18 protein-coding genes and 2 pseudogenes are annotated in these 20,337 nt (G+C 61.5%); 9 read left to right on the top strand and 11 right to left on the bottom strand.

Going from position 1 to position 20,337, the window contains the following annotated elements:
- Nucleotides 1-7 precede the first annotated feature (7 nt).
- From E4Q23_RS12945 to E4Q23_RS12930, 4 genes are read right to left on the bottom strand one after another with little or no spacing between them, the layout of a single operon-like run.
- Nucleotides 8-967, bottom strand: coding sequence for a beta-ketoacyl-ACP synthase III (locus E4Q23_RS12945; RefSeq protein ID WP_169067019.1), 960 nt, complete (start codon nt 965-967; stop codon nt 8-10).
- Nucleotide 968: 1 nt separating this feature from the next.
- Nucleotides 969-1,985 carry a phosphate acyltransferase PlsX gene (gene plsX / locus E4Q23_RS12940; RefSeq protein ID WP_169067018.1) on the bottom strand — a complete coding sequence of 339 codons (1,017 nt, stop codon included), beginning with the start codon at nt 1,983-1,985 and terminating at the stop codon, nt 969-971.
- A gap of 37 nt (nt 1,986-2,022) precedes the next feature.
- Nucleotides 2,023-2,235 (bottom strand): 50S ribosomal protein L32, encoded by a 213-nt coding sequence (gene rpmF, locus E4Q23_RS12935; protein WP_169067017.1) that lies wholly within the window; start codon nt 2,233-2,235, stop codon nt 2,023-2,025.
- A 24-nt stretch (nt 2,236-2,259) separates the two neighbouring features.
- Nucleotides 2,260-2,739, bottom strand: a complete 480-nt coding sequence (locus tag E4Q23_RS12930) for a YceD family protein (RefSeq protein WP_336511685.1) — start codon at nt 2,737-2,739, stop codon at nt 2,260-2,262.
- Between the two features lie 130 nt (nt 2,740-2,869).
- Between E4Q23_RS12930 and E4Q23_RS12925 the strand changes: the two genes are divergently transcribed.
- Together E4Q23_RS12925 and E4Q23_RS12920 are read left to right on the top strand one after the other, a co-directional pair.
- Nucleotides 2,870-3,454 carry a Maf family protein gene (locus E4Q23_RS12925; RefSeq protein ID WP_169067015.1) on the top strand — a complete coding sequence of 195 codons (585 nt, stop codon included), beginning with the start codon at nt 2,870-2,872 and terminating at the stop codon, nt 3,452-3,454.
- Nucleotides 3,455-3,487: 33 nt separating this feature from the next.
- Entirely contained in the window at nt 3,488-4,198 is a 711-nt protein-coding gene (locus E4Q23_RS12920; RefSeq protein ID WP_169067014.1) for an SAM-dependent methyltransferase, read from the top strand.
- Nucleotides 4,199-4,218: 20 nt separating this feature from the next.
- Here the strand turns inward: E4Q23_RS12920 and E4Q23_RS12915 are convergent, their stop codons facing one another.
- From E4Q23_RS12915 to E4Q23_RS12900, 4 genes are read right to left on the bottom strand one after another with little or no spacing between them, the layout of a single operon-like run.
- Nucleotides 4,219-5,112: a S49 family peptidase gene (locus E4Q23_RS12915; RefSeq protein ID WP_169067037.1), complete on the bottom strand. Its 894-nt coding sequence runs from the start codon at nt 5,110-5,112 to the stop codon at nt 4,219-4,221.
- Between the two features lie 59 nt (nt 5,113-5,171).
- On the bottom strand, nt 5,172-5,531 hold the full coding sequence (locus E4Q23_RS12910) for a Rieske (2Fe-2S) protein (RefSeq protein ID WP_169067013.1): 360 nt from the start codon (nt 5,529-5,531) through the stop codon (nt 5,172-5,174).
- Nucleotides 5,510-6,166 (bottom strand): HAD-IIIA family hydrolase, encoded by a 657-nt coding sequence (locus E4Q23_RS12905; protein WP_169067012.1) that lies wholly within the window; start codon nt 6,164-6,166, stop codon nt 5,510-5,512. Before E4Q23_RS12905 ends, E4Q23_RS12910 begins: the two co-directional genes overlap by 22 nt.
- Nucleotides 6,150-7,142, bottom strand: coding sequence for an RluA family pseudouridine synthase (locus E4Q23_RS12900; RefSeq protein WP_169067011.1), 993 nt, complete (start codon nt 7,140-7,142; stop codon nt 6,150-6,152). The genes E4Q23_RS12905 and E4Q23_RS12900 overlap by 17 nt, the downstream gene beginning before the upstream one ends.
- A 405-nt stretch (nt 7,143-7,547) precedes the next feature.
- Between E4Q23_RS12900 and E4Q23_RS12895 the strand changes: the two are divergent.
- The 6 genes and pseudogenes from E4Q23_RS12895 (at nt 7,548) to ppk2 (E4Q23_RS12870) (ending at nt 19,007) form a co-directional block, all read left to right on the top strand.
- Nucleotides 7,548-10,491 (top strand): annotated as a pseudogene (locus E4Q23_RS12895) (Rne/Rng family ribonuclease).
- Between the two features lie 554 nt (nt 10,492-11,045).
- Complete coding sequence (locus tag E4Q23_RS12890; protein WP_169067010.1) at nt 11,046-12,275, top strand: efflux RND transporter periplasmic adaptor subunit; 1,230 nt, start codon at nt 11,046-11,048, stop codon at nt 12,273-12,275.
- A 6-nt stretch (nt 12,276-12,281) separates the two neighbouring features.
- A pseudogene (locus E4Q23_RS12885) lies at nt 12,282-15,520 on the top strand (efflux RND transporter permease subunit).
- On the top strand, nt 15,513-16,922 hold the full coding sequence (locus E4Q23_RS12880) for an efflux transporter outer membrane subunit (RefSeq protein ID WP_169067009.1): 1,410 nt from the start codon (nt 15,513-15,515) through the stop codon (nt 16,920-16,922). Before E4Q23_RS12885 ends, E4Q23_RS12880 begins: the two are co-directional and overlap by 8 nt.
- Nucleotides 16,923-17,166: 244 nt before the next feature.
- Complete coding sequence (gene ppk2 / locus E4Q23_RS12875; protein ID WP_248595430.1) at nt 17,167-17,997, top strand: polyphosphate kinase 2; 831 nt, start codon at nt 17,167-17,169, stop codon at nt 17,995-17,997.
- A 176-nt stretch (nt 17,998-18,173) separates the two neighbouring features.
- A complete protein-coding gene (ppk2, locus tag E4Q23_RS12870) occupies nt 18,174-19,007 on the top strand; it encodes a polyphosphate kinase 2 (RefSeq protein WP_248595429.1) in 834 nt (277 codons plus the stop codon).
- A 149-nt stretch (nt 19,008-19,156) separates the two neighbouring features.
- Here the strand turns inward: ppk2 (E4Q23_RS12870) and E4Q23_RS12865 are convergent, their stop codons facing one another.
- Nucleotides 19,157-19,336, bottom strand: coding sequence for a hypothetical protein (locus E4Q23_RS12865; protein ID WP_169067006.1), 180 nt, complete (start codon nt 19,334-19,336; stop codon nt 19,157-19,159).
- A 12-nt stretch (nt 19,337-19,348) separates the two neighbouring features.
- Nucleotides 19,349-19,504, bottom strand: a complete 156-nt coding sequence (locus E4Q23_RS12860) for a hypothetical protein (protein WP_169067005.1) — start codon at nt 19,502-19,504, stop codon at nt 19,349-19,351.
- A gap of 292 nt (nt 19,505-19,796) precedes the next feature.
- Between E4Q23_RS12860 and E4Q23_RS12855 the strand changes: the two genes are divergently transcribed.
- Complete coding sequence (locus tag E4Q23_RS12855; protein ID WP_169067004.1) at nt 19,797-20,051, top strand: hypothetical protein; 255 nt, start codon at nt 19,797-19,799, stop codon at nt 20,049-20,051.
- Between the two features lie 25 nt (nt 20,052-20,076).
- Here the strand turns inward: E4Q23_RS12855 and E4Q23_RS12850 are convergent.
- Nucleotides 20,077-20,337 (bottom strand): putative transposase (locus E4Q23_RS12850; RefSeq protein WP_211203747.1); only part of this gene is annotated, 261 nt, incomplete at its 5' end.

Genomic DNA, 20,337 nt, shown 5'->3' with positions numbered 1-20,337 from the left:
TTCCCTTCTATAGTTCGAGCAGCACGGCGCCCCAGGTGAAACCACCACCGACGCCTTCGAGCATGATTTTCTGACCGGCCTTGATGCGCCCGTCGCGAACCGCCTCGTCGAGGGCCAATGGCACGGACGCCGCTGACGTATTGCCATGTCGATCGACGGTCACCACCACTTTGTCCATCGGCATCTTGACGCGTTTCGCCGTTGCTTCGAGGATGCGAACATTGGCCTGATGCGGAATCAACCAGTCGATGTCTGACGACGCGATGCCGGCGGCCTGACAACACTCGTCCGCCACTTCCGCGAGCACGCGCACGGCAAATTTGAAGACCGCCTGTCCGTCCATGCGCAGGAAGGGATCGCCAGTGACCTTACCCCCGCAGACGCTACCGGGAACCGACAGGATACCGTGGTGGGCACCGTCGGCATGCAAGGCAGTGGCCAGAATTCCCGGCTTGTCGGAAGCCTCGAGAACGACCGCACCCGCCCCATCACCGAAGAGCACGCAGGTGCCCCGATCAGACCAGTCGAGAATGCGTGAAAAGACTTCGGCGCCGACGACCAGAGCCCGGCGATGGCTACCCGAGCGGATGAATTTCTCGGCAATCGTCAAGCCATAGACGAAACCGCTGCACACCGCCTGCACATCGAAGGCGGTCGCGCCACGATTGCCCAGCTTGCCCTGCAGCAAGCACGCGGTGCTCGGAAAGATAAAGTCCGGGGTCGAAGTGGCGACAATGATCAAGTCCAGGTCGGTGGCATCCAGACCGGCAGCAAGTAGCGCTCGTTTGCTTGCTTCGAGGGCCAGATCGCTGGCGTTCTCGCCGTTCGCCACAAGATGACGAGACTTGATGCCGGTTCGGCTGACGATCCACTCATCGCTGGTGTCGATCCCGCGACTCGCGAGATCGTCATTGCTGACCGGCGGTCCGGGCAGATAACTGCCGATACCGGTGATGCGGGAGAACATGCTATGCGATCTCCAGAAGCGGTTGTTGTTGTTGCGCGACGCGCTCACTGATCCGTGCCAGGACGCCACTGCGCGCCTCTTCCGCAGCACGCCGCAGCGCCTGCCCGAAGCTGAAGACATCTGCCGAGCCGTGACTCTTGACGACAATGCCCTTCAAGCCAAGCAAGGTGGCGCCGTTGTACTTGCGATGGTCGACGCGGCTCTTGAAGCGATTGACCACCGGCAAGCAGATTACCGCGGCTAGCTTGGTCAACAAATTGCGCCTGAATTCCTCACGCAGAAAGGTCGCCAGCAGCTGCGCCAGGCCCTCCGAGGATTTCAAAGCGACATTGCCTACAAAGCCATCACAGACCACGACATCAGCCTGCCCCTTGTAGACACCATCGCCTTCGATGTTGCCAACGAAATTCAGGCCGGAATCCCAAAGCAGTTCAGCAGCACGCTTGACGACATCGTTACCCTTGATTTCTTCCTGCCCGATATTCAGAATCCCGACCGTTGGCCGATCGCGATGCTCGACCGCCGAAACCAAGGCAGCACCCATGATTCCGAACTGCAGCAGGTTTTCAGGGCTACAATCGACGTTGGCGCCAAGGTCCAGCACGTGCGTGTGCCCTTTGATCGTCGGCAGAATACCGCAGATCGCCGGGCGATCGATACCGGGCAGCATCTTGAGCACGAAACGGGAAATACCCATCAAGGCGCCGGTATTTCCCGCCGAGACACAGGCATCGGCCTCGCCGCTCTTGACCAGATTGACCGCCACGCGCATCGACGAATCCTTCTTGGTGCGCAGCGCTACCGACGGCGCCTCGTCCATGGCGACGACCTCACTGGCATGATGAATAACGACACGCCCAATGGCCACGTCGCCGACCATGGAGACGATACTATCGGCGATGCCGACCAGGATCACGCGCACGTCAGGCTGATCACGGACGAACTCAAGCGCCGCCGGAATTGTCACTTGGGGACCATGATCCCCACCCATGCAGTCAATGGCGACGGTAATAGTCATCGGAAGGCAGACCAAAGAAAAGGCAGGAAGGCCCCCATCATGGGAAGCCGCCTGCCCCATCCAAGGGAATCACTCGCTCGCGCCCTTGCCGACTTTTTTTTCCGCGATAGTGGCCCGAGGGGCTGATGTGGTGGCGCAAATGCACTTCGCCGGTGCTTGGCTCGACGGCCAGCGGCGGGCTGCCCAGGGAGTCGTGTGCGCGATGCATGCCGCGCTTGGACGGGGATTTCTTGTTCTGTTGAACAGCCATGTCAAACTCCTAAAATCAAACTTACTAAGCCCTGCCCTTGAGGCCGGCCAAAACTGAAAATGGCGACTCTTTCGTCGATTCGCCTGCGGCACCGGGCAGCGCACAATCGTCGTGACGAGGCACCGTCGGAAGCGCCAGAAGGATTTCATCCTCGACCAGAGCCAGCACATCAAGCTCCTTCTCGGCCGGAAGAAAGTCCCTGGAGTCGTCCTCCAGATCCTCCTGCGTCAGATCACTGTCACTCGCCACAAATTCGAGCAAACTACGCAACTCCAACGCGTACGCCAGCGGCTCCAGGCAACGCTGACAGCACAGCGTCAGCACGCCGCCCACCTGCAGCAGTAGCTGCGCGCGGTCGCCAGAGCCCATACCCCCTTCGACGCGATACGTCAGACAAGCCGTTGAGTCCAACAGCAAGTCAGCCAAACGAGTCAGCGCCGCCAGCGGCACTTCGCCTTGCAGCGAACCTCCCTCGCGCCCGAAAGCCAGACCATCAATGAGCACGCGTCTCGACATAAGGGCGGCATGATATTATTTTCGGCTTTTGAAGTCAAAGCTGTGGCGCCGCAAAACAAGCTATTTCTCGATTACTTCGGCGGCGGCCGCAATTTCCTTCCCTGATCGGCCACACCCTATGCCCAGAAAACAGCTCATCCTGGCCTCGACCTCGCCATTCCGACGCCAACTCCTGGCTCGGCTCGGCCTGCCCTTCGAGAGCGCTGATCCCGCCGTCGATGAAACGCCGCTACCAGGCGAAACACCCGAAGCCAGTGCCTTGCGCCTGTCCGAAGCCAAGGCACGAGCGGTTAGCGCCCTTTTTCCGGACGCGCTGATCATTGGTAGCGACCAGGTCGCCTGCCTTGACGGTCAGGTCTTCGGCAAACCCGGTGATCACGGCAAGGCCGTGCGCCAGTTGCAGACCATGCGTGGGCGCAGCGTCAATTTCTTTACCGGCCTCTGCCTCCTCGACGCCGCAAGCGGCCGAGCACAGCTGCGCGGCGTACCGACACGGGTCCACTTTCGTGACCTGACAGACATCGAAATCGAAAACTACCTGCGCAGGGAGCAGCCCTACAATTGCGCGGGCAGCGCCAAATCAGAAGGATTGGGAATCGCCTTGATTGCCAGGATCGATGGCGAAGACCCCAACGCGCTCATCGGGCTACCCCTGATAGCCCTTTGCGACCTACTGCGCACAGAGAACATATCTGTATTATAATCAATGCACTAAACGTTAAACATAGGGTATTTTATGAACAAGGGACGGCTTTATTTGATCCCCGTTCCGCTCGGCCCGACCGCCGTCGCCGTGGTCCTGCCACAAGCCGTGCTTGCCTGCGCGCGCGGACTCGGTCACTTCGTTGCCGAAAATGCCAAGTCGGCGCGCGCCTTCCTCAAGTTGCTGCCCGCCGACCTGCCCGTGCAAGAGATCCGGATTCAGGAGCTCAACCAAAACACGCCAGCCAGCGAGCTGCCGGCACTGCTGGCACCCCTGCTGACCGGCAACGATGTCGGCTTGATCTCCGAAGCCGGATGTCCGGCGGTCGCCGACCCGGGCGCCGCGCTGGTCGCTCTGGCGCAACAGGAAGGCATCCAGGTCGTACCCATGGTCGGTCCGTCATCGATTCTCCTGGCCTTGATGGGCTCGGGACTGAGCGGCCAGTGCTTCGCCTTCCACGGCTACCTGCCAAGCGCCCCTGGCGAACGCGAAAAGCGCCTGCGTGAACTGGAGAGGGAGTCGCGGCTGGGACAGCAAACGCAAATTTTCATCGAAACGCCGTACCGCAACCAACAAATGCTCGAATCCGTGCTCAAGACCTGCGCCCGCGACACCAGAGTCTGCGTCGCGACCGACCTCACTCTCGACAGCGAGCAGATCGCCACGCGCCGGGTTGCCGCGTGGCTGCGCCAATCGCTACCAAATATCAATCGCCGGCCGACGGTATTCCTGCTGCAGGCCTAGCGACCGCCGGTCAACGAAAGTCAGCGCAAGGCGGACCAGTCGATGGCGCCAAGCAGAGAACCCGCACCTTGCGCGGCGTCGGCACGCAGGCGCTTGGCGAAACGCTCGGCGATATTTTCCTTGATCGTGAAGTCGACGATCCGCTCGGCCTTGATCACTTCGCGCGCCACCGACTCAACGGTACCCAAGTCGTCGGCCAGCCCGAGCTGAATGCTCTGCGTACCGGTCCACATCAGGCCACTGAACATCTCGGGCGTTTCCTTCAGACGCTCACCTCGCCCCTTGCGAACGACTTCGATGAACTGCCGGTGAATCTCGCCAAGCAAGACCTGTGCGTGCTTCTTCTGCTCTGCATCCTGCGGCGAAAACGGATCCAGGAAGCCCTTGTTCACTCCCGCGGTCAGCAACCGGCGCTCCACCCCGAGCTTGTCCATGGTCCCGGTAAAGCCGAAGCCATCCATCAGCACGCCGATCGAACCGACAATGCTGGCCTTGTCGACGAAGATTTTGTCGGCGGCGACAGCCACGTAATAGCCGCCGGAAGCGCAGAGATCCTCGACCACGACGTAAAGTGAAATCTGTGGATGCTTGCTGCGCAGGCGGCGGATTTCGTCATGCACGATACCCGCCTGTACCGGGCTGCCACCCGGGCTATTGACCCGCAGGACGACGCCCGCAGTCTCTTTATCGTCAAAAGCGGAGCGTAAGGCGTCGTTGATACTCTCCGCACTGCCTTCGCCACCGCTGGCGATGGTGCCATTGAGGTGAACAAGCGCCGTGTGCTTGCCATTGACCAGCTTCTCCGAGCCGCCGCCCCAGTCGATGAACAGGAGCAGCATCGCGAGCAGGTAGGAAAAGCCGATCAGTTTGAAAAAAATTCCCCAGCGCCGTTTCACTCGCTGCTCCTGCAGCATCGCCAGGGCAAATTTTTCCAACAACTGCCGCTCCCATTGGGGTTCGTTTTCAGGAGTAGTCACGCTTCTTGCTCGCTTGGGGTGTAGTAGATGGCGCCATCGCGCTCTTCGATCGCTAGCGGCGTCAGGCCTCTACCGTTACAGCGGCCGCCCAGACAGCGACCGTCTTGAGGGGAATACAAGGCGCCATGTGTCGCGCAAATCAAGTATAGCTTGGAATCATCGAAGAATTCATTGGGCTGCCAGTCCAGTTCAACGGGTACGTGACCACAGCGATTGAGATAGGCCGCCACCCGACCACGAAAACGCACGGCGAAGGCCGGCTCTTCACTCTCGCCCCCCGGGACGGTGAAACGAACGCCGACGCCGCCGTCGATCAAATCGGCAGACAGGCAGATCAGGCGTTGATTCGCAACCATTGCGCCACCTCATCAATCTCCTGGAGACGGGCCAAGGGAGCCAGCGCATCCAGCGCGGCCGCTGGATGCGCGCCATAGCCGGCGGCCAGGCAGGCAACGCCAGCGTTCTTGCCCATCAGCAGGTCATGCGTTGTATCACCGATCATCAGCGTCCGTTCCGGGTCGACCGACAATTCATCCATCAACTCCTCAAGCATTTGCGGATGCGGCTTGGAAAAACACTCGTCGGCACAGCGTGAGGCGTGAAAATACGGCCCCAGGCCACTGCTGCGCAAGGCGCGATCGAGTCCGATCCGGCTCTTACCGGTGGCCACGGCGAGCAGAAAACCGGCCGCGGCCAGTTCGGCGATCATGGCTGCAGCACCGTCGAACAACTGCAGTTCGTGATCGTGCTGCAGGTAGTGATGGCGGTAGCGCTCGACCATCAATGGATAGCTGTCGGCGGGCAGATTCGGCACCGCGAAGCGTAACGCATCGTGCAGGCCGAGCCCGATCACATGCCGAGCCCGCTCGTCCGCCGGGATCGGCAAACCGAGGTCACTGCACGCCGCCTGGATGGCCTCGACAATCGCCCCCGCCGAATCAAGCAGGGTGCCGTCCCAGTCGAATACCAGCAATTTAAACCGGCTCGCCATAGTCCTGCCTCTCCTTTTTCGAAACATTGCGCAGGAACTGCGCCAGGGCGCTCGGCAAAGCGGCTTCCAGCATCATTTCGCGACCGTCCTGCGGATGCGGCATCGTCATTTTCGTGGCGTGCAGGAACATGCGCTTCAGCCCGTCCCTGGTAAGGATCCGATTGAGGGCAAAATCGCCGTACTTCTCGTCACCGGCAATGGGAAAGCCAAGGTGTGCAAGATGCACGCGAATCTGGTGCGTCCGCCCCGTTTTCAGTTCCGCTTCGAGAAGACTGAAATGCTCCCAGCGCGCCAGCAGCCGAAACACGGTATAGGCCACCTTGCCGTCGTCTGCGACACGAACCCGGCGCTCGCCGGACGGCAACAGATACTTGAGCAAAGGCAAGCGGACCTTGCGTACCGGGTCCATCCAGCGCCCGGCGACCAAGACCTGATAACGTTTGTCGGCGCCGCGCTCACTACCGCCGCGGGCACCGGCACGGAACATCTCGTGCAAGACCAGCAACACCGAGCGCTTCTTGCCGATCAACAGCAGGCCGGAAGTCTCGCGATCCAGGCGATGTGCGAGTTCAAGAAAGCGTGCCTGCGGCCGCTGCCGGCGCAGCGCCTCGATGACCCCAAAGCTCTCCCCGCTGCCCCCATGCACGGCAAGGCCTGCCGGCTTGTCAACGACCAGCAGGCCCTCGTCTTCATAGACCACCGGCAGCTGCGCCTTGAGGGCCGCCCCGTCCACGACTTCCTGCTCGACCTGCGCCGTGCGCATCGGCGGAATGCGCACCACATCGCCAATTTGCAGGCGATACGATACCGCGGTGCGGCGCCCGTTCACCCGCACCTGACCGCTGCGCACGATGCTGTAGACGTGGCTCTTGGGCACTCCCTTGCACTTCTTCAGCAACAGGTTGTCCAGGCGCTGTCCGTGTTCGTTCTCGGTGATCAGCTCCTGAATCACGGAGCTTTTGCTAACTTCGGCCATTTTGAATATACTTCGCTCGTTTTGCGTCTTGAGTTGAAAGAGGCGCTGACCCGTGAGACCGTCCAGCGGCGCCGATTCTAAAGCAATTGCGACGCACTTTCCGGCAGGCCTCAGCCGCCTCGCTTGCGCCAACCTGCGCAAGATCACTCAACGCGATGCACCTGGTTAAGTACGCTCACCACTAAGTAGCGATACTACTTGAACTGCGCGCGCCCAGCACCTGCGGAACGGCCCAGGCAGATTCCGGAGTCCTTGATTTCAAAGGCCAGACGACTGACAAGTCGGCGAGATTGCCCTATTAGTTGCCCTGTCGGAGAGCCCCTCAAGCACCCCACCAAACAGCTAATCCGTCGCTGCCTGAAGCAGGCAATTCCCCCGTGAGAGCGCGTGGGAGCCCAATTTATTATGAAACGCATGCTTTTTAACGCGACACAGGCCGAGGAACTGCGTGTCGCCATTGTCGACGGTCAGAAACTCATTGATCTGGACATTGAATCGGCCGCCAAGGAACAGAAAAAAAAGCAACATATATAAAGCAGTCATTACCCGCATCGAGCCCAGTCTGGAAGCGGCATTTGTCGACTACGGCTCCGAGCGGCACGGTTTTCTCTCCTTCAAGGAAGTGTCCCGCGCCTTCTTCCAGCCCGGTGTCGATGCCGGCCGCACGACAATCAAGGAAGCGCTTCGCGAAGGCCAGGAGCTGATTGTCCAGGTTGACAAAGACGAGCGTGGCAACAAGGGAGCGGCGCTGACGACCTTCATCAGCCTCGCCGGGCGTTATCTGGTACTGATGCCGAACAACCCACGCGGCGGCGGTGTCTCGCGCCGTGTCGAGGGCAACGAGCGCGCCGAGTTGCGCGAAGTGATGGATCAGCTTGATGTCCCGCAGGGGATGAGCCTGATCGCCCGGACGGCGGCCATTGACCGAAATGCCGAAGAGCTGCAATGGGATCTCAACTACCTGTTGCAGCTGTGGAAAGCCATCGAGGGCGCCGCCCATCAGCAGAAGGGAGCCTTCCTGATCTACCAGGAAGGTAGCCTGGTGATCCGTGCCATTCGTGACTACTTTCAGCCCGACATTGGCGAAATACTGATCGACACCGACGACGTCTTCGAACAGGCAAGTCAGTTCATGGCGCACGTGATGCCAGCGACGGTCGACCGCATCAAGCGCTATCACGACGATGTGCCGCTCTTCTCTCGCTTCCAGATCGAGCACCAGATCGAATCGGCCTATTCGCGTCAGGTCGGCCTGCCGTCGGGTGGCGCCATCGTCATCGACCATACCGAAGCCCTGGTGTCTATCGACGTCAACTCGGGCCGCTCGACGCGCGGCGCCGACATTGAAGAGACAGCGCTGAAAACCAACCTCGAAGCGGCAGAAGAAGTCGCCCGTCAATTGCGCCTGCGCGACCTCGGTGGCCTGATCGTCATCGACTTCATCGATATGGAGAGCCAGCGCAGCCAGCGTGACGTCGAGAATCGCGTCCGCGACGCACTGCGCTTTGACCGTGCACGCGTGCAGACCGGCAAGATCAGCCGCTTCGGCCTGCTCGAGTTGTCGCGCCAGCGCCTGCGCCCGGCGCTCGCGGAAACCAGTTACATCGCCTGCCCGCGGTGCTCGGGGACTGGTCACATCCGTAGTACCGAATCGGCCGCCCTGCACATCCTGAGGATTCTCGAAGAAGAGGCCATGAAGGACAACACGGCGGCGGTGCACACCCAGGTACCGATCGACGTCGCCACTTTCCTGCTCAACGAAAAGCGAACCGATGTCCAGGAAATCGAGCAGCGACACAAAGTGACTATCCTGCTGATTCCCAACATGCACCTCGAAACGCCACAGCACACGATCGTCCGCGTTCGCCAGGACGAACTGGTCCACGACGAACAGCTGCAGCCCTCGTACCGCATGGTCGACATGCCCACCGCAGACGTCGCCGGTGCGACGACCGTCGCTGACGCCAAAGCGTCGCGCCCCGAAGCGGCAATCAAGGGCGTTACCGCGTCGCAACCAGCACCGATGCGCGCGCAAGAACCCCCGCCCGCGGCCGAAAAGCCAGCCAGCGCGGCAAGTGGCTTCGTGAGCCGGATTATTTCCTGGTTCCAGCACAAGCCCGAGGCAGCGCCAGCCGAACCGGCACCGGTACCGGCAAGGCCCGCTCGTGCCAGCAGTTCGGCACGTGACTCACAGCGCGATCCCCGCCGCGGCAACGCTCGCAACAATCGTCGCGAGGAGACGCGTGAAGCACCTGCACCACGCGGCAATCGTGAGCAAAACGAGGCCGCAGCGCCACAGACCGCCCCGCAGGCACGCCCGGAACCGTCGCGGACTCGTGAGCCGCGAGAGCCCCGCGAACCCCGCGAACCCCGTCGCGGGCGTTCCGAACCACGTGGCGAGCGCAAGGAGCAATCTGCCCCGCCACAAGAGCTTGAAGCACCAGCCACGCTGCAGCCAGAACACGCTCCGCGCCCGAACAGCCCCGCTCCTGAACAAGCGACCAGCGAGAACGGTAGCGCCCCACGCCGTCGTGGGCGTCGCGGTGGTCGCCGCGAGCGCGGCGAGAAAACCGAGAACCAGGTCGACCTCCTGAACAGCGAAACGGCAGCCAGTCGCGCCGCACCAGCTAGCGCGCCAGCGGCAAGAACTGCACCCACTACAGCCGAGCCGCAGCAGGCCGCAAACCCGCCGGCCACCGCCGCGCCGGAAAGCGTGCCGGTGGTGCCGATCAGCACGGAGCAACCCCACCCGCAACCTGCCAAGGTCGTCATCCAGCGCCCCGCCGCGGGCGCCCCCCCTGCGCCGGCGCCGGCGCTGCTGGCCGAGCTTGCCGACACGACCGCGCCGGTCAACTCCGGCAAGGCGGAAAACACTGCGGCAAACCCCGACGCTGCGGCGACAACAGCCAAGGCGGCGAGCGAAGTCCTTACCGCGAACGCGCCGGAAGCAAGTGCCGCCGCCGTGGCGGAGGCAGGCGCCCCCGTCACAGCTGCCGCTGCCGAAACGCCAACAGCCGTCGAACCACCGCTCGTAGTCGCAACGCCGCCCGTCATCGAAGCGAGCTCCGGCGCAGAAGTCCCGGTAAGCCCCGTAGCTACAGCAGCAGAAGAGGTGGTGGTAGACGTTCCGGCAGCCCTTGATCTGGTCGAGTCCGCTCCACCGCCAACCGCCACCCCGGCGGTGAACGTGCGCAGTGAATTGGTGATGATCGAAACCAACACCGACAAGGCGCAATCATGGCAAGCCGAGGAAGTGACTGCAGCGGCGACGGCACGCAAGCCACGTCGCAAGCCCGCCACCGTGGCCGTTGCTGACGAGCCGCTGGTGATGGTCGAAACGCAAAAGTAAGTCGCGCGTTTGTTCGCGTGAGCGAGGGTCGGAGATACTTTCCGCCAAGGCGCACAAGCCTCCAGGTCAAGGAGATCCGATCCTCCCGCAAATATCGGCCATGCAGCGAACGGTCATGACATGTCGAGACACCCCGAATCATGAAAGTCATGACCGTTTCCCTCTTCCCCTGCCCCTTCTCCCGCAAGGGAGAAGGGAGTTTCGTGAGTCGCATACGCGACTTTCACATTAAAGGCAAGTGCTCCGGTGGACATTTCCCCAGCAGCAACCCACTGGAAAACGCTTCCCCGCGCTGCCCCTGGGCCCGCCTACTGAGCCCCGGCCGCACCCAGTTGATTTCTGACCAGGCGACCGACTGACATGCATTTGCGATGCCTACGTAGAGCATAATGATTCCCCAATTTCTCTTATAATCCGGCTTTTCTCGTCCAATGCGCCTTACCGTCGCAAGAAGGAAAAGTAGACGAGACTTGCCCTATCGACCCTTCTCATAGACTTCGGGAATTTTCCGAGCAGCAACAAGCCAGTCCAACTGTCCCCACGCAGGAGCCGTCATGACCTCTACCCCAATCTTCTTCTCGTCCGCGCGTCGTCGTACCCTCGGGTATACGGCTGCCAGCCTGGCCAGCGTTGCGCTGCTGCTTACGGCGGGCTGTGGCAAGAAAGAAGTGGCCGCGCCGCCGGCACCTCCGACTGTCGAAGTCGTCACCGTGACGCAGAAGGACGTGCCGATTTACGAGGAGTGGATTGGCTCTCTGGATGGCGACGTCAATGCCGTCATCCGCCCGCAAGTGACCGGCTACCTGATCAAGCAGACGTACACCGAAGGCGACTGGGTCAAGAAAGGACAGTTGCTGTTCCAGATCGACCCGCGCCCTTTCCAGGCAGCCGTCGACCAGGCGCAGGGATTGCGTGCTCAGCAAGGCGCGCTCTACCAGACTGCCAAGGCAAATCTAAAGCGGGTCAAGCCTCTGGCGGCCAAGAACGCCCTCAGTCAGAAGGATCTCGACGACACCACCGGTGCCGAGCTGTCGGCCAAGGCATCTCTTGAAGCCGCCGAAGCCTCGCTGGATACTGCGAAACTCAATCTCAGCTTCACCCGCATCACCTCTCCGATCGCGGGCATTGCCGGCATCGCCAAGGCGCAGATCGGCGACCTGCTCAGCCCGAGCATGCCGACCGAACTGACGACCGTGTCAACCGTCGACCCGATCAAGGTCTATATCAACATCAGCGAACGCGAGTATCTCGTCCTCGCCAGGGCCATCCAGGCCGAAGGCACGCGACCGGAACGGATACCCCTCCAACTGATCCTGGTCGATGGCTCGACCTACCCGCACGCGGGTCGTTTCTCGGTACTCGACCGCCAGGTCGACACCACGACCGGCACCTTCAAAGGTGCCGCCCTCTTCCCGAATCCCGATAGACTGCTCCGCCCCGGTCAATACGGACGCATCAGGGCGACGATGGCGATCGAAAAGGGAGCACTGCTGGTGCCGCAGCGAGCGGTCACCGAAATACAGGGCAAATACCTGCTTGCCGTCGTCGGCGCAGACAACAAGGTTGCCATCCGCCCGGTGACCGTCGGCAACCGCATCGGTTCGGACTGGATCATCGCCAGCGGCCTGAAGCCCGGCGAAAAAGTCATCGCCGAAGGCACCCAGAAGGTCAAGGACGGCAGCACGGTCAATCCACAACCCTTCGCGGCGGCCGCACCGGCTGACGGGAAAGCGGCCGCGCCCGGGGAAAAACCAGCGGCGCCCGCGCCCGAAAGCAAGGGGTAAGCGGCCATGGCCAAGTTCTTCATCAATCGGCCGATCGTCGCCATGGTCCTCTCGATCCTGATGACGCTGATCGGGGTGGTGGCCATGGTCGGGCTTCCGATCGCCCAGTTCCCGAACATCGTGCCGCCGGAAATCAAGGTCAACTCCACCTACACCGGCGCCGACGCGCTGACCGTCGAACAGGCGGTGTCCACCCCGATCGAACAGCAGATGTCGGGCGTCGACAACATGAACTACATGTATTCGATCAACGCCAACAACGGCCAATCGACGCTGACGGTCAACTTCGACATTGCCACCGACGTCAACACCGACCAGATTCTCACCCAGATGCGCTCCAACCAGGCCGACTCGCAACTGCCGGCCGACGTGCGCAACTTCGGCGTCACGGTACAGAAGTCGACTGCCTCGCCGCTGGTGATGTTCGCGCTTTACTCGCCGAACAACACCTACGACGGCGTCTTCCTCTCGAACTACGCGTACATCAACATCAACGACCAGATGACGCGTGTCAAGGGCATCGCCAGCGTCACCGTCTTCGGCGCCGGCCAGTACGCGATGCGCCTGTGGGTCAAGCCCGACCAGCTCGCCAAGCTGAACATCACCATTCCCGAGATCATCAACGCGGTCAACGCGCAGAACACCGTTAACCCGGCCGGTACGGTCGGCGCCGAGCCTGCTCCACCGGGGCAGGAATTCACCTACGCGGTACGCGCGCAGGGACGCCTGGAGAGTGCCGAGGAGTTCGGCAAAGTCGTGCTGCGCGCCAACCCGGACGGATCGATCGTTCGCGTTCGCGACGTGGCGCGCATCGAACTCGGCGCCCAAACCTACAACATGGAAGGCCGCCTCAACGGCAAGGCAGCGACACTGATCGCCCTCTACCAGATGCCGGGCGCCAATGCCCTCGAGGCAGCAGACGGCGCCAAGGCGCTAATGAAAACGATCAAGGAAAGTTTCCCGCCTGACCTCGACTACGTCGTCGCTCTCGATACCACCCTCTCGGTCACCGAAGGGATCACGGCCATCCAGCACACGCTGTTCGAGGCCATCGTCCTGGTAATCATCGTCGTCTTCGCTTTTCTGCAAGGCTGGCGTGCGACCCTGATCCCGCTGCTCGCCGTGCCGGTATCACTGGTCGGCACCTTCATGCTTTTCCCGGTGTTCGGTTTTTCGATCAACACCCTGTCGCTGTTCGGTCTGGTGCTGGCGATCGGTCTGGTCGTCGACGACGCGATCGTCGTCGTCGAAGCCGTCGAACATCACATTGAGCACGGCTTGTCGCCCAAGGAAGCGACGATGAAAGCGATGGACGAAGTCACCGGACCGGTGATTGCCATCGCCGTCATCCTCTCGGCGGTCTTCGTACCGACGGCGATGATCCCCGGCATCACCGGGCAGCTCTATCAGCAGTTTGCGGTCACCATTGCGCTATCGGTGATCATTTCTGCGTTCAATGCGCTGACCCTCAGCCCGGCGCTCTGCGCCCTGCTCCTCAAACCAAAGGCAGGGGGACCGGCCCGGTCCAGAAGTTCTACGACTGGTTCAACAGGGGCTTCAACCGCCTCACCGGCGGCTACGTCGGAACCTGCCGCCTGGCCATCCGCAAGAGCGCAATCAGCCTCCTTTTCCTGCTCGGCATCGCCGTCGCTGCCGGTTTTCTCGGCAAAATGACTCCCGTCGGCTTCCTTCCCGATGAAGACCAGGGCTTTGTCTATGCCGGCATCCAGCTCCCCGACGCGGCCTCGCTGCAGCGCACCCGGGAAATCGCCAAGGAAGCGGAAGCGCTGGTGATGGAGGTTCCAGGCGTCAAGTACACGACGACGGTCATCGGCTACAACATGCTCAGTCAGGTACAGAACACCTATAGCGCCTTCTTCTTCATCACCCTCGAGGACTGGGCCGAACGCAAGGCGCCCGAACTGCAATACGAAGCGATCAAGGCCGCGCTGACCAAGAGACTGGGCAGCATCCCGGGTGCCATCGGCTTCTCGTTTCCGCCACCGGCGATTCCCGGCGTCGGCACCTCGGGTGGCGCGACTTTCATCCTTCAGGACCGCTCCGGCAAGGACATTGCCTTCCTCGCCGAGAACACCACCAAGTTCGTCGACGCTGCCCGAAAGCGTCCCGAACTGGCCGGTGTGTCGACCACTTTCCGACCCACGGTCCCGCAGCTGTTTGTAGATGTCGACCGCGACAAGGTACTCAAGCAAGGGGTCAACATCGACGATGTGTACAAGACCCTGCAGAGCTTCCTGGGTAGCGGCTTCATCAACTACTTCAACCGCTTCGGCCGTCAATGGCAGGTCTACCTGCAGGCCGAGGGCGATTACCGCACCGATATTGACGGGATCGGCCAGTTCTATGTGCGCAACAAGGACGGAGAAACAGTGCCGCTGTCAGCGCTGACCTCGGTACGCCACATCGCCGGCCCGGAGTTCACGATGCGCTACAACCTCTACCGCAGCGCGCAGATTAATGCCTCGGCAGCCCCCGGTTACAGTTCCGATCAGGTCATGACGGCGCTCGAGGAGGTGTTCGCCGAAACCATGCCGGGCGAAATGGGCTACGACTACATGGGCATGTCCTACCAGGAGAAAAGAGCGCAGCAGGGCGTCTCGCCAACAGTCATCTTCGGCTTCTCGCTGCTTTGCGTCTTCCTGATCCTGGCGGCCCAGTACGAAAGCTGGTCGCTGCCGTTCTCGGTCCTTCTGGGAACACCGATCGCCGTCGCCGGCGCCTTCGCCGCACTGCTGCTGCGCGGCCAGGAGAACAACATCTACGCCCAGATCGGCCTGGTGATGCTGATCGGCCTGGCCGCCAAGAACGCCATCCTGATCGTCGAGTTTGCCAAGATGGAGTATGAAAAAGGTGAGCTTTCGCTCGCCGACGCGACACTCAAGGGCGCGCAGCTGCGCCTGCGGCCAATCCTGATGACTTCCTTCGCCTTCATCTTCGGCCTGATCCCGCTCGCCCTGTCCACCGGCGCCGGCGCCATTTCACGGCAGGTGATGGGCGGCGCGGTGATCGGCGGCATGCTGGCGGCGACCTGTCTGGCGATCTTCATCGTCCCGGTCTGTTTCTACGTCGTCGAGAAGCTCGCGCACAAGGGCCATACGGGACCCTATCAACACCCTGACGGCGGTGGAAGTGGCGGTGGAGGTGGCGACGGCCATGCCAAGGCCGGCGCAAGCGACGAGCTGCCAACGCAGATCGCCGCAAAGGAGGGCCCGAGCCATGCGTAAGACCATGATCGCCGCCCTGCTGGCGCTGCTCGCCAGTGGCTGCATGATCGGCCCGGACTACCTTCGTCCGCAGGTGGAGACGCCGCCGGCCTGGCGCCTCGACACCCAGACGGCCAATGAGCTCGCAAACACTGCCTGGTGGAAGCAGTTCGACGATCCGGTACTCGACGATCTGGTCAGCACGGCATTGCACAACAACCACGACCTGCTGATCGCCACCGCGCGCATCGAGGAGTTCGCCGGCCGCTACGGCATCTCTCGTGCCGAACTCTTCCCGCAAGTTGGCGCCGGCTACGAGGCGAGCCGGCAGCGCAGCATACTTTCCGGCGCCAGCAGTCCCTCCACCTACAACAGCTATCAGGCGGTGATCAGCGCGAGTTGGGAAATTGACATCTGGGGGCGAATTCGCCGCCTGAACGAAGCCGCCCGGGCACAGCTACTGGGCAGTGAAGACGCCCGCCGAGCGGTGATCCTGTCGCTGGTTGGCCGGGTTTCCGGAGCCTACATCAACCTCCGCGACCTCGATCGCCAGCTGGAGATCGCCCAGGCGACCGCCCTGAGCCGAGGAGAGTCCTACTCCGTATTCCAGGAACGCTATCTCGGCGGCATTATCTCGACGCTCGAACTGAGCCAGAACAAGTCGCAGTACGACGAAGCGCTGGCCAGCATCCCGCCGATTGAAAGAGCGATCGCCCAGCAGGAGAACGGCCTCAGCGTCCTGCTCGGTCGCAATCCCGGGCCCATCGCCCGCGGCAAGAACATTGATCAACTGAGCTTGCCGACGATCCCTGCCGGCCTGCCCTCCGATCTTCTCGAACGCCGGCCAGACATTCAGCTGGCCGAGCAAAACCTGATCGCCGCCAACGCGCTGATCGGTGCGGCCAAAGCCGCCTACTTCCCGACGATATCCCTGACCGGGCTCTTCGGCTACGCCAGCAATGGTCTGAGCGAGCTGTTCAACAGCCAATCGAAGGCCTGGCAATACGCGGCACCGATCACCATGCCGATCTTCACCGCTGGCGCCATCGCCAGCCAGGTGCAGGAAGCGGAAGCACAGCAGCAGCAAGCCCTGTTCGCCTACCAGAGAAGCATCCAGGAAGCATTCCGCGAAGTCAATGACGCACTCATCAATCAGGAGCGCACACGCGAGCAGCTGCGCGCGCAGAAGCAGCAGGTCAAGGCGCTGGAGCAGTATTCAGCAACCGCCCGGCTGCGCTACGACAACGGCTACACCAGCTACATCGAAGTTCTCGATGCCGAGCGCAGCCTGTTCAACGTTCAGTTGCAGTACACGCAGACGCAGCAAACGCAGTTCCAGGCGATGATCAATCTCTACCTGGCGATGGGCGGCGGCTGGATAGGCGAGGCCGACAAGCTGACCGCCACGCGCAAAGTGCAGTGATCGCCGCTGAACTTCCGGCGCGCCGCGGCTGACGACGGCATCGGCATTGGCATTGGCAATCTGCGGTGCCCTGAACGGCGCGGCAGCGTTTGACCGGCTTCATCGCCGGCGATTTTCCAGCAAGGAAGTTTCTCAGAGACAACCAAAGGAGAAGACAATGAGCCAGAAGCAAAAACCGGGCACGCCAGCCCCGGTCGAGGAAAACATCAATCCGGACATGCCGCCAGAAGCAGAGATCGGCGCGATGCCCGAGGTGATCGTTAGCGCAGAAGGAACTGGAAAGGCCAAGAAAGCGCAGAAGAAATTGTCCAATAAGGCCTACCTCAAGGCCCTCGAGAAACTCGAGGCGGAACTCGTTCATCTCCAGTCCTGGGTCATCAGAGAGGGTCTCAAAGTCATCCTGGTCTTCGAAGGCCGCGATGCCGCCGGCAAGGGCGGAACGATCAAGGCGATCACCGCGCGCGTCAGCCCGCGCATTTTCCGCGTCGTCGCCCTGCCCGCGCCGACCGATCGCCAGAAGAGCCAGATGTACGTCCAGCGCTACATCGAGCACTTCCCGGCGGCCGGCGAAGTGGCCATCTTCGACCGCAGCTGGTACAACCGGATAGGCGTCGAAACGGTGATGGGCTTCGCCACCGAGGATCAGGTGCAGCATTTCCTCAAGATGGCGCCGATGTTCGAGAAGGCAGCGGTCGAGGAAAACGGCATCATCCTGCTCAAGTACTGGCTGGAAGTCGACATGGACGAGCAGGAGCGGCGCCTCGAGGCACGCATCACCGACCCGCGCAAGCAGTGGAAGCTCTCACCGATGGACCTCAAGTCCTTCAGCCGCTGGTACGACTATTCGCGCTCGCGCGACCGAATGTTCAGGGAAACCGATACCCATTGGGCACCCTGGTTCGTCGCCAACTCCAACGACAAGAAGCGCGTTCGCCTGAACATCATCCAGCACATCCTGAGCAGCATCCCCTACGAAGTACCCAAGACTCCCAAGATCAAGCTGCCCGCAAGACAGAAGAAGGGCGACTACAAGGAACCCAAGCTGTCTCTGAAGTACGTTCCGGAAGTCTTTTAGGCGGCGAACCGTGGTGGCAGGGCCTTGCCGCCGACGTGCTTGCGCGGCGGCATGACCCGGCTTCTGGTGGCAAGATGATTTTTCTATTGACAACAGCGATTGGAGAGATCGGAACGATGGGCAAGAAAAAGAAGGCACAAAAGAAAGACAAAATCCTGGGCAACATCAGTCCCGACATGCCCTTGGCAGCGTTGAACGGCGACGCGGCCGAAACGGCCGCGGCCTCGACGCACAAAAAGTTGTCGAACAAGGCCTACCTGAAGGAGCTCGAAAAGCTCGAAGCCGAGTTGGTGCACCTCCAGGAATGGGTGATCAAGAAAGGCCTCAAGGTGGTCATCGTTTTTGAAGGCCGTGACGGCGCCGGCAAGGGCGGCACGATCAAGGCCATCACCGGCCGCGTCAGCCCGCGCGTTTTCCGGGTCGTCGCGCTACCCGCGCCAACGGAGCGCGAGAAGACGCAGATGTATGTGCAGCGCTACCTGCCGCACTTGCCGGCAGCCGGCGAAGTGGTCATCTTCGACCGTAGCTGGTACAACCGCGCCGGCGTCGAACGCGTCATGGGTTTCGCCAGCGACGAGCAGGTCGAGGATTTCCTCAAGGGAGCGCCCCTGTTCGAAAGACTCATGGTCAGCAAGAACGGCATCATCCTGCTCAAGTACTGGCTGGAAGTCGACATGGACGAGCAGACGCGCCGCCTCGAAGCGCGCATCACCGACCCACGCAAGCGCTGGAAGCTGTCGCCGATGGACCTCAAGTCGTACAGCCGCTGGTACGACTACTCGCAAAGCCGGGACGACATGTTCGAGGCCACTGATTCTGAATGGGCGCCGTGGTTTGCGGCACGATCCGACGACAAGAGGCGGGTGCGGCTGAACATCATCAAGCACATCCTGAACAGCATTCCCTACGAAGTGGCCAAGCCACTGGACATCAAGCTGCCCAAACGGCAAAGCGCTGGCAAGTACCAGAAAAGCGAGCATCCCGTGAAGTACATCCCGGAAATGTTCTGAAGCATCGCTGGCCGGCGGCTTCCCGAGGCCGCCGCGGCAAGCGGACCTTCGCTCATGCCGGGGTGAGCGAAACGCTGGGTCGCCAGTAAGGCAAAGCGCCGAGGCGACCTACTTCATCGTGACAGTGACGCCGGTTGCCGAGCCCGCGTTCAGCTGAAGGCCTTTGGACGCGACGTCAGCTTCATGATTACGCCGTGTTCGTTCTTCAGGTGAAGCACCCCAACCCCGCCGCCCACCGTCGCACTTGCGTCGAGTTTCGTGTAGGTGCCGGGAAAGTTGGCCACGTCCGTCAGGTCGTAGACCTCGCCTGCGGCACTCATCGTCGACACGCCGACGTTTCCTCATGCGGTGGGGCCACCAATCTTGAAGTCATGGACTTCGCCCTTGTAGGTCAGCTTGCCACCACCGAAGCTGCCGCCGACGATGACGGCCTGCCCGCTGGCGAAGCAAGCGTGTTGGCCAGCGGGAAGTACAGCCCCGCGGGAATGCGATAGCACAGCATACCGCTGCCATACTCCTGTGCCTCGGCGACAACAAACAGGCGAGCTTTCCGATAATGGCGGCATTCAACCCCTATGCTGCGTATGGCATATTCAGGATTCCACGGTACGACAAACCACTAAGACATTGGCAATCATAGGGGCAGTTGATGCGCCAAAAAAAAATATTGGCTTGGCAAAGGGCAAAGTGCTAGTCTTCAAAGCAGTGGACGCGGGGGCCACCTACAGAGGTTGTAGCGAACCGGCCGCTTGCGTTTTGCCGCTTCTTTTTCCGACGGGAGGCAAGACTATGCGTTTTCCACCTGCATCATGCAAACACCATTGCGCGAGAAGCATTGCCCTGCTCGGCGTGCTACTGGTGACCGCCTGCGGCCAGCCAGCGACGCCACCGGCGACAAAAGTTAGCGCTGCAAGCACCGAGGGCACCGTGGCGGCCGACGAGAAGCAAGGCTTCACCGGCGACTGGACGACCATCGGCACACGCCAGGTCCTCGACCTCGGACCTGGCCAGCAAGCCGTCATTTTCCAACTTCAGACTTCCTGATCTCGGAGGAAACCCGGTTGGCACTTTAGACGAGGGCGAAGATCATTTTTGCCCCAGTTTCAGGATGCGGGAAATCTTGCAGGGTGAGTTCATCGAGGAGCGCGGCGATGGCGCGATCATGGGCTGGGCTGGCCATCCGGTGAATTTTGATGGTCAGGGTGTTGGCCAGAGCGTTCGGTTCGATGTCGGCGGAAGAAACGAACAATTCGCGAATGAGCGCACGCGCGTCGTCCTCCTTCTTCAAGTGGCGACGCAATAGCGCCACCATGGCGGTTTCGGCCCGGTA

Source organism: Candidatus Accumulibacter phosphatis, from assembly GCF_012939955.1.
Classification (GTDB): Bacteria; Pseudomonadota; Gammaproteobacteria; order Burkholderiales; family Rhodocyclaceae; genus Accumulibacter; species Accumulibacter delftensis.
Note: the sequence above shows the minus strand (reverse complement) of the source record. Positions and strands in the feature narration are given on the sequence as shown.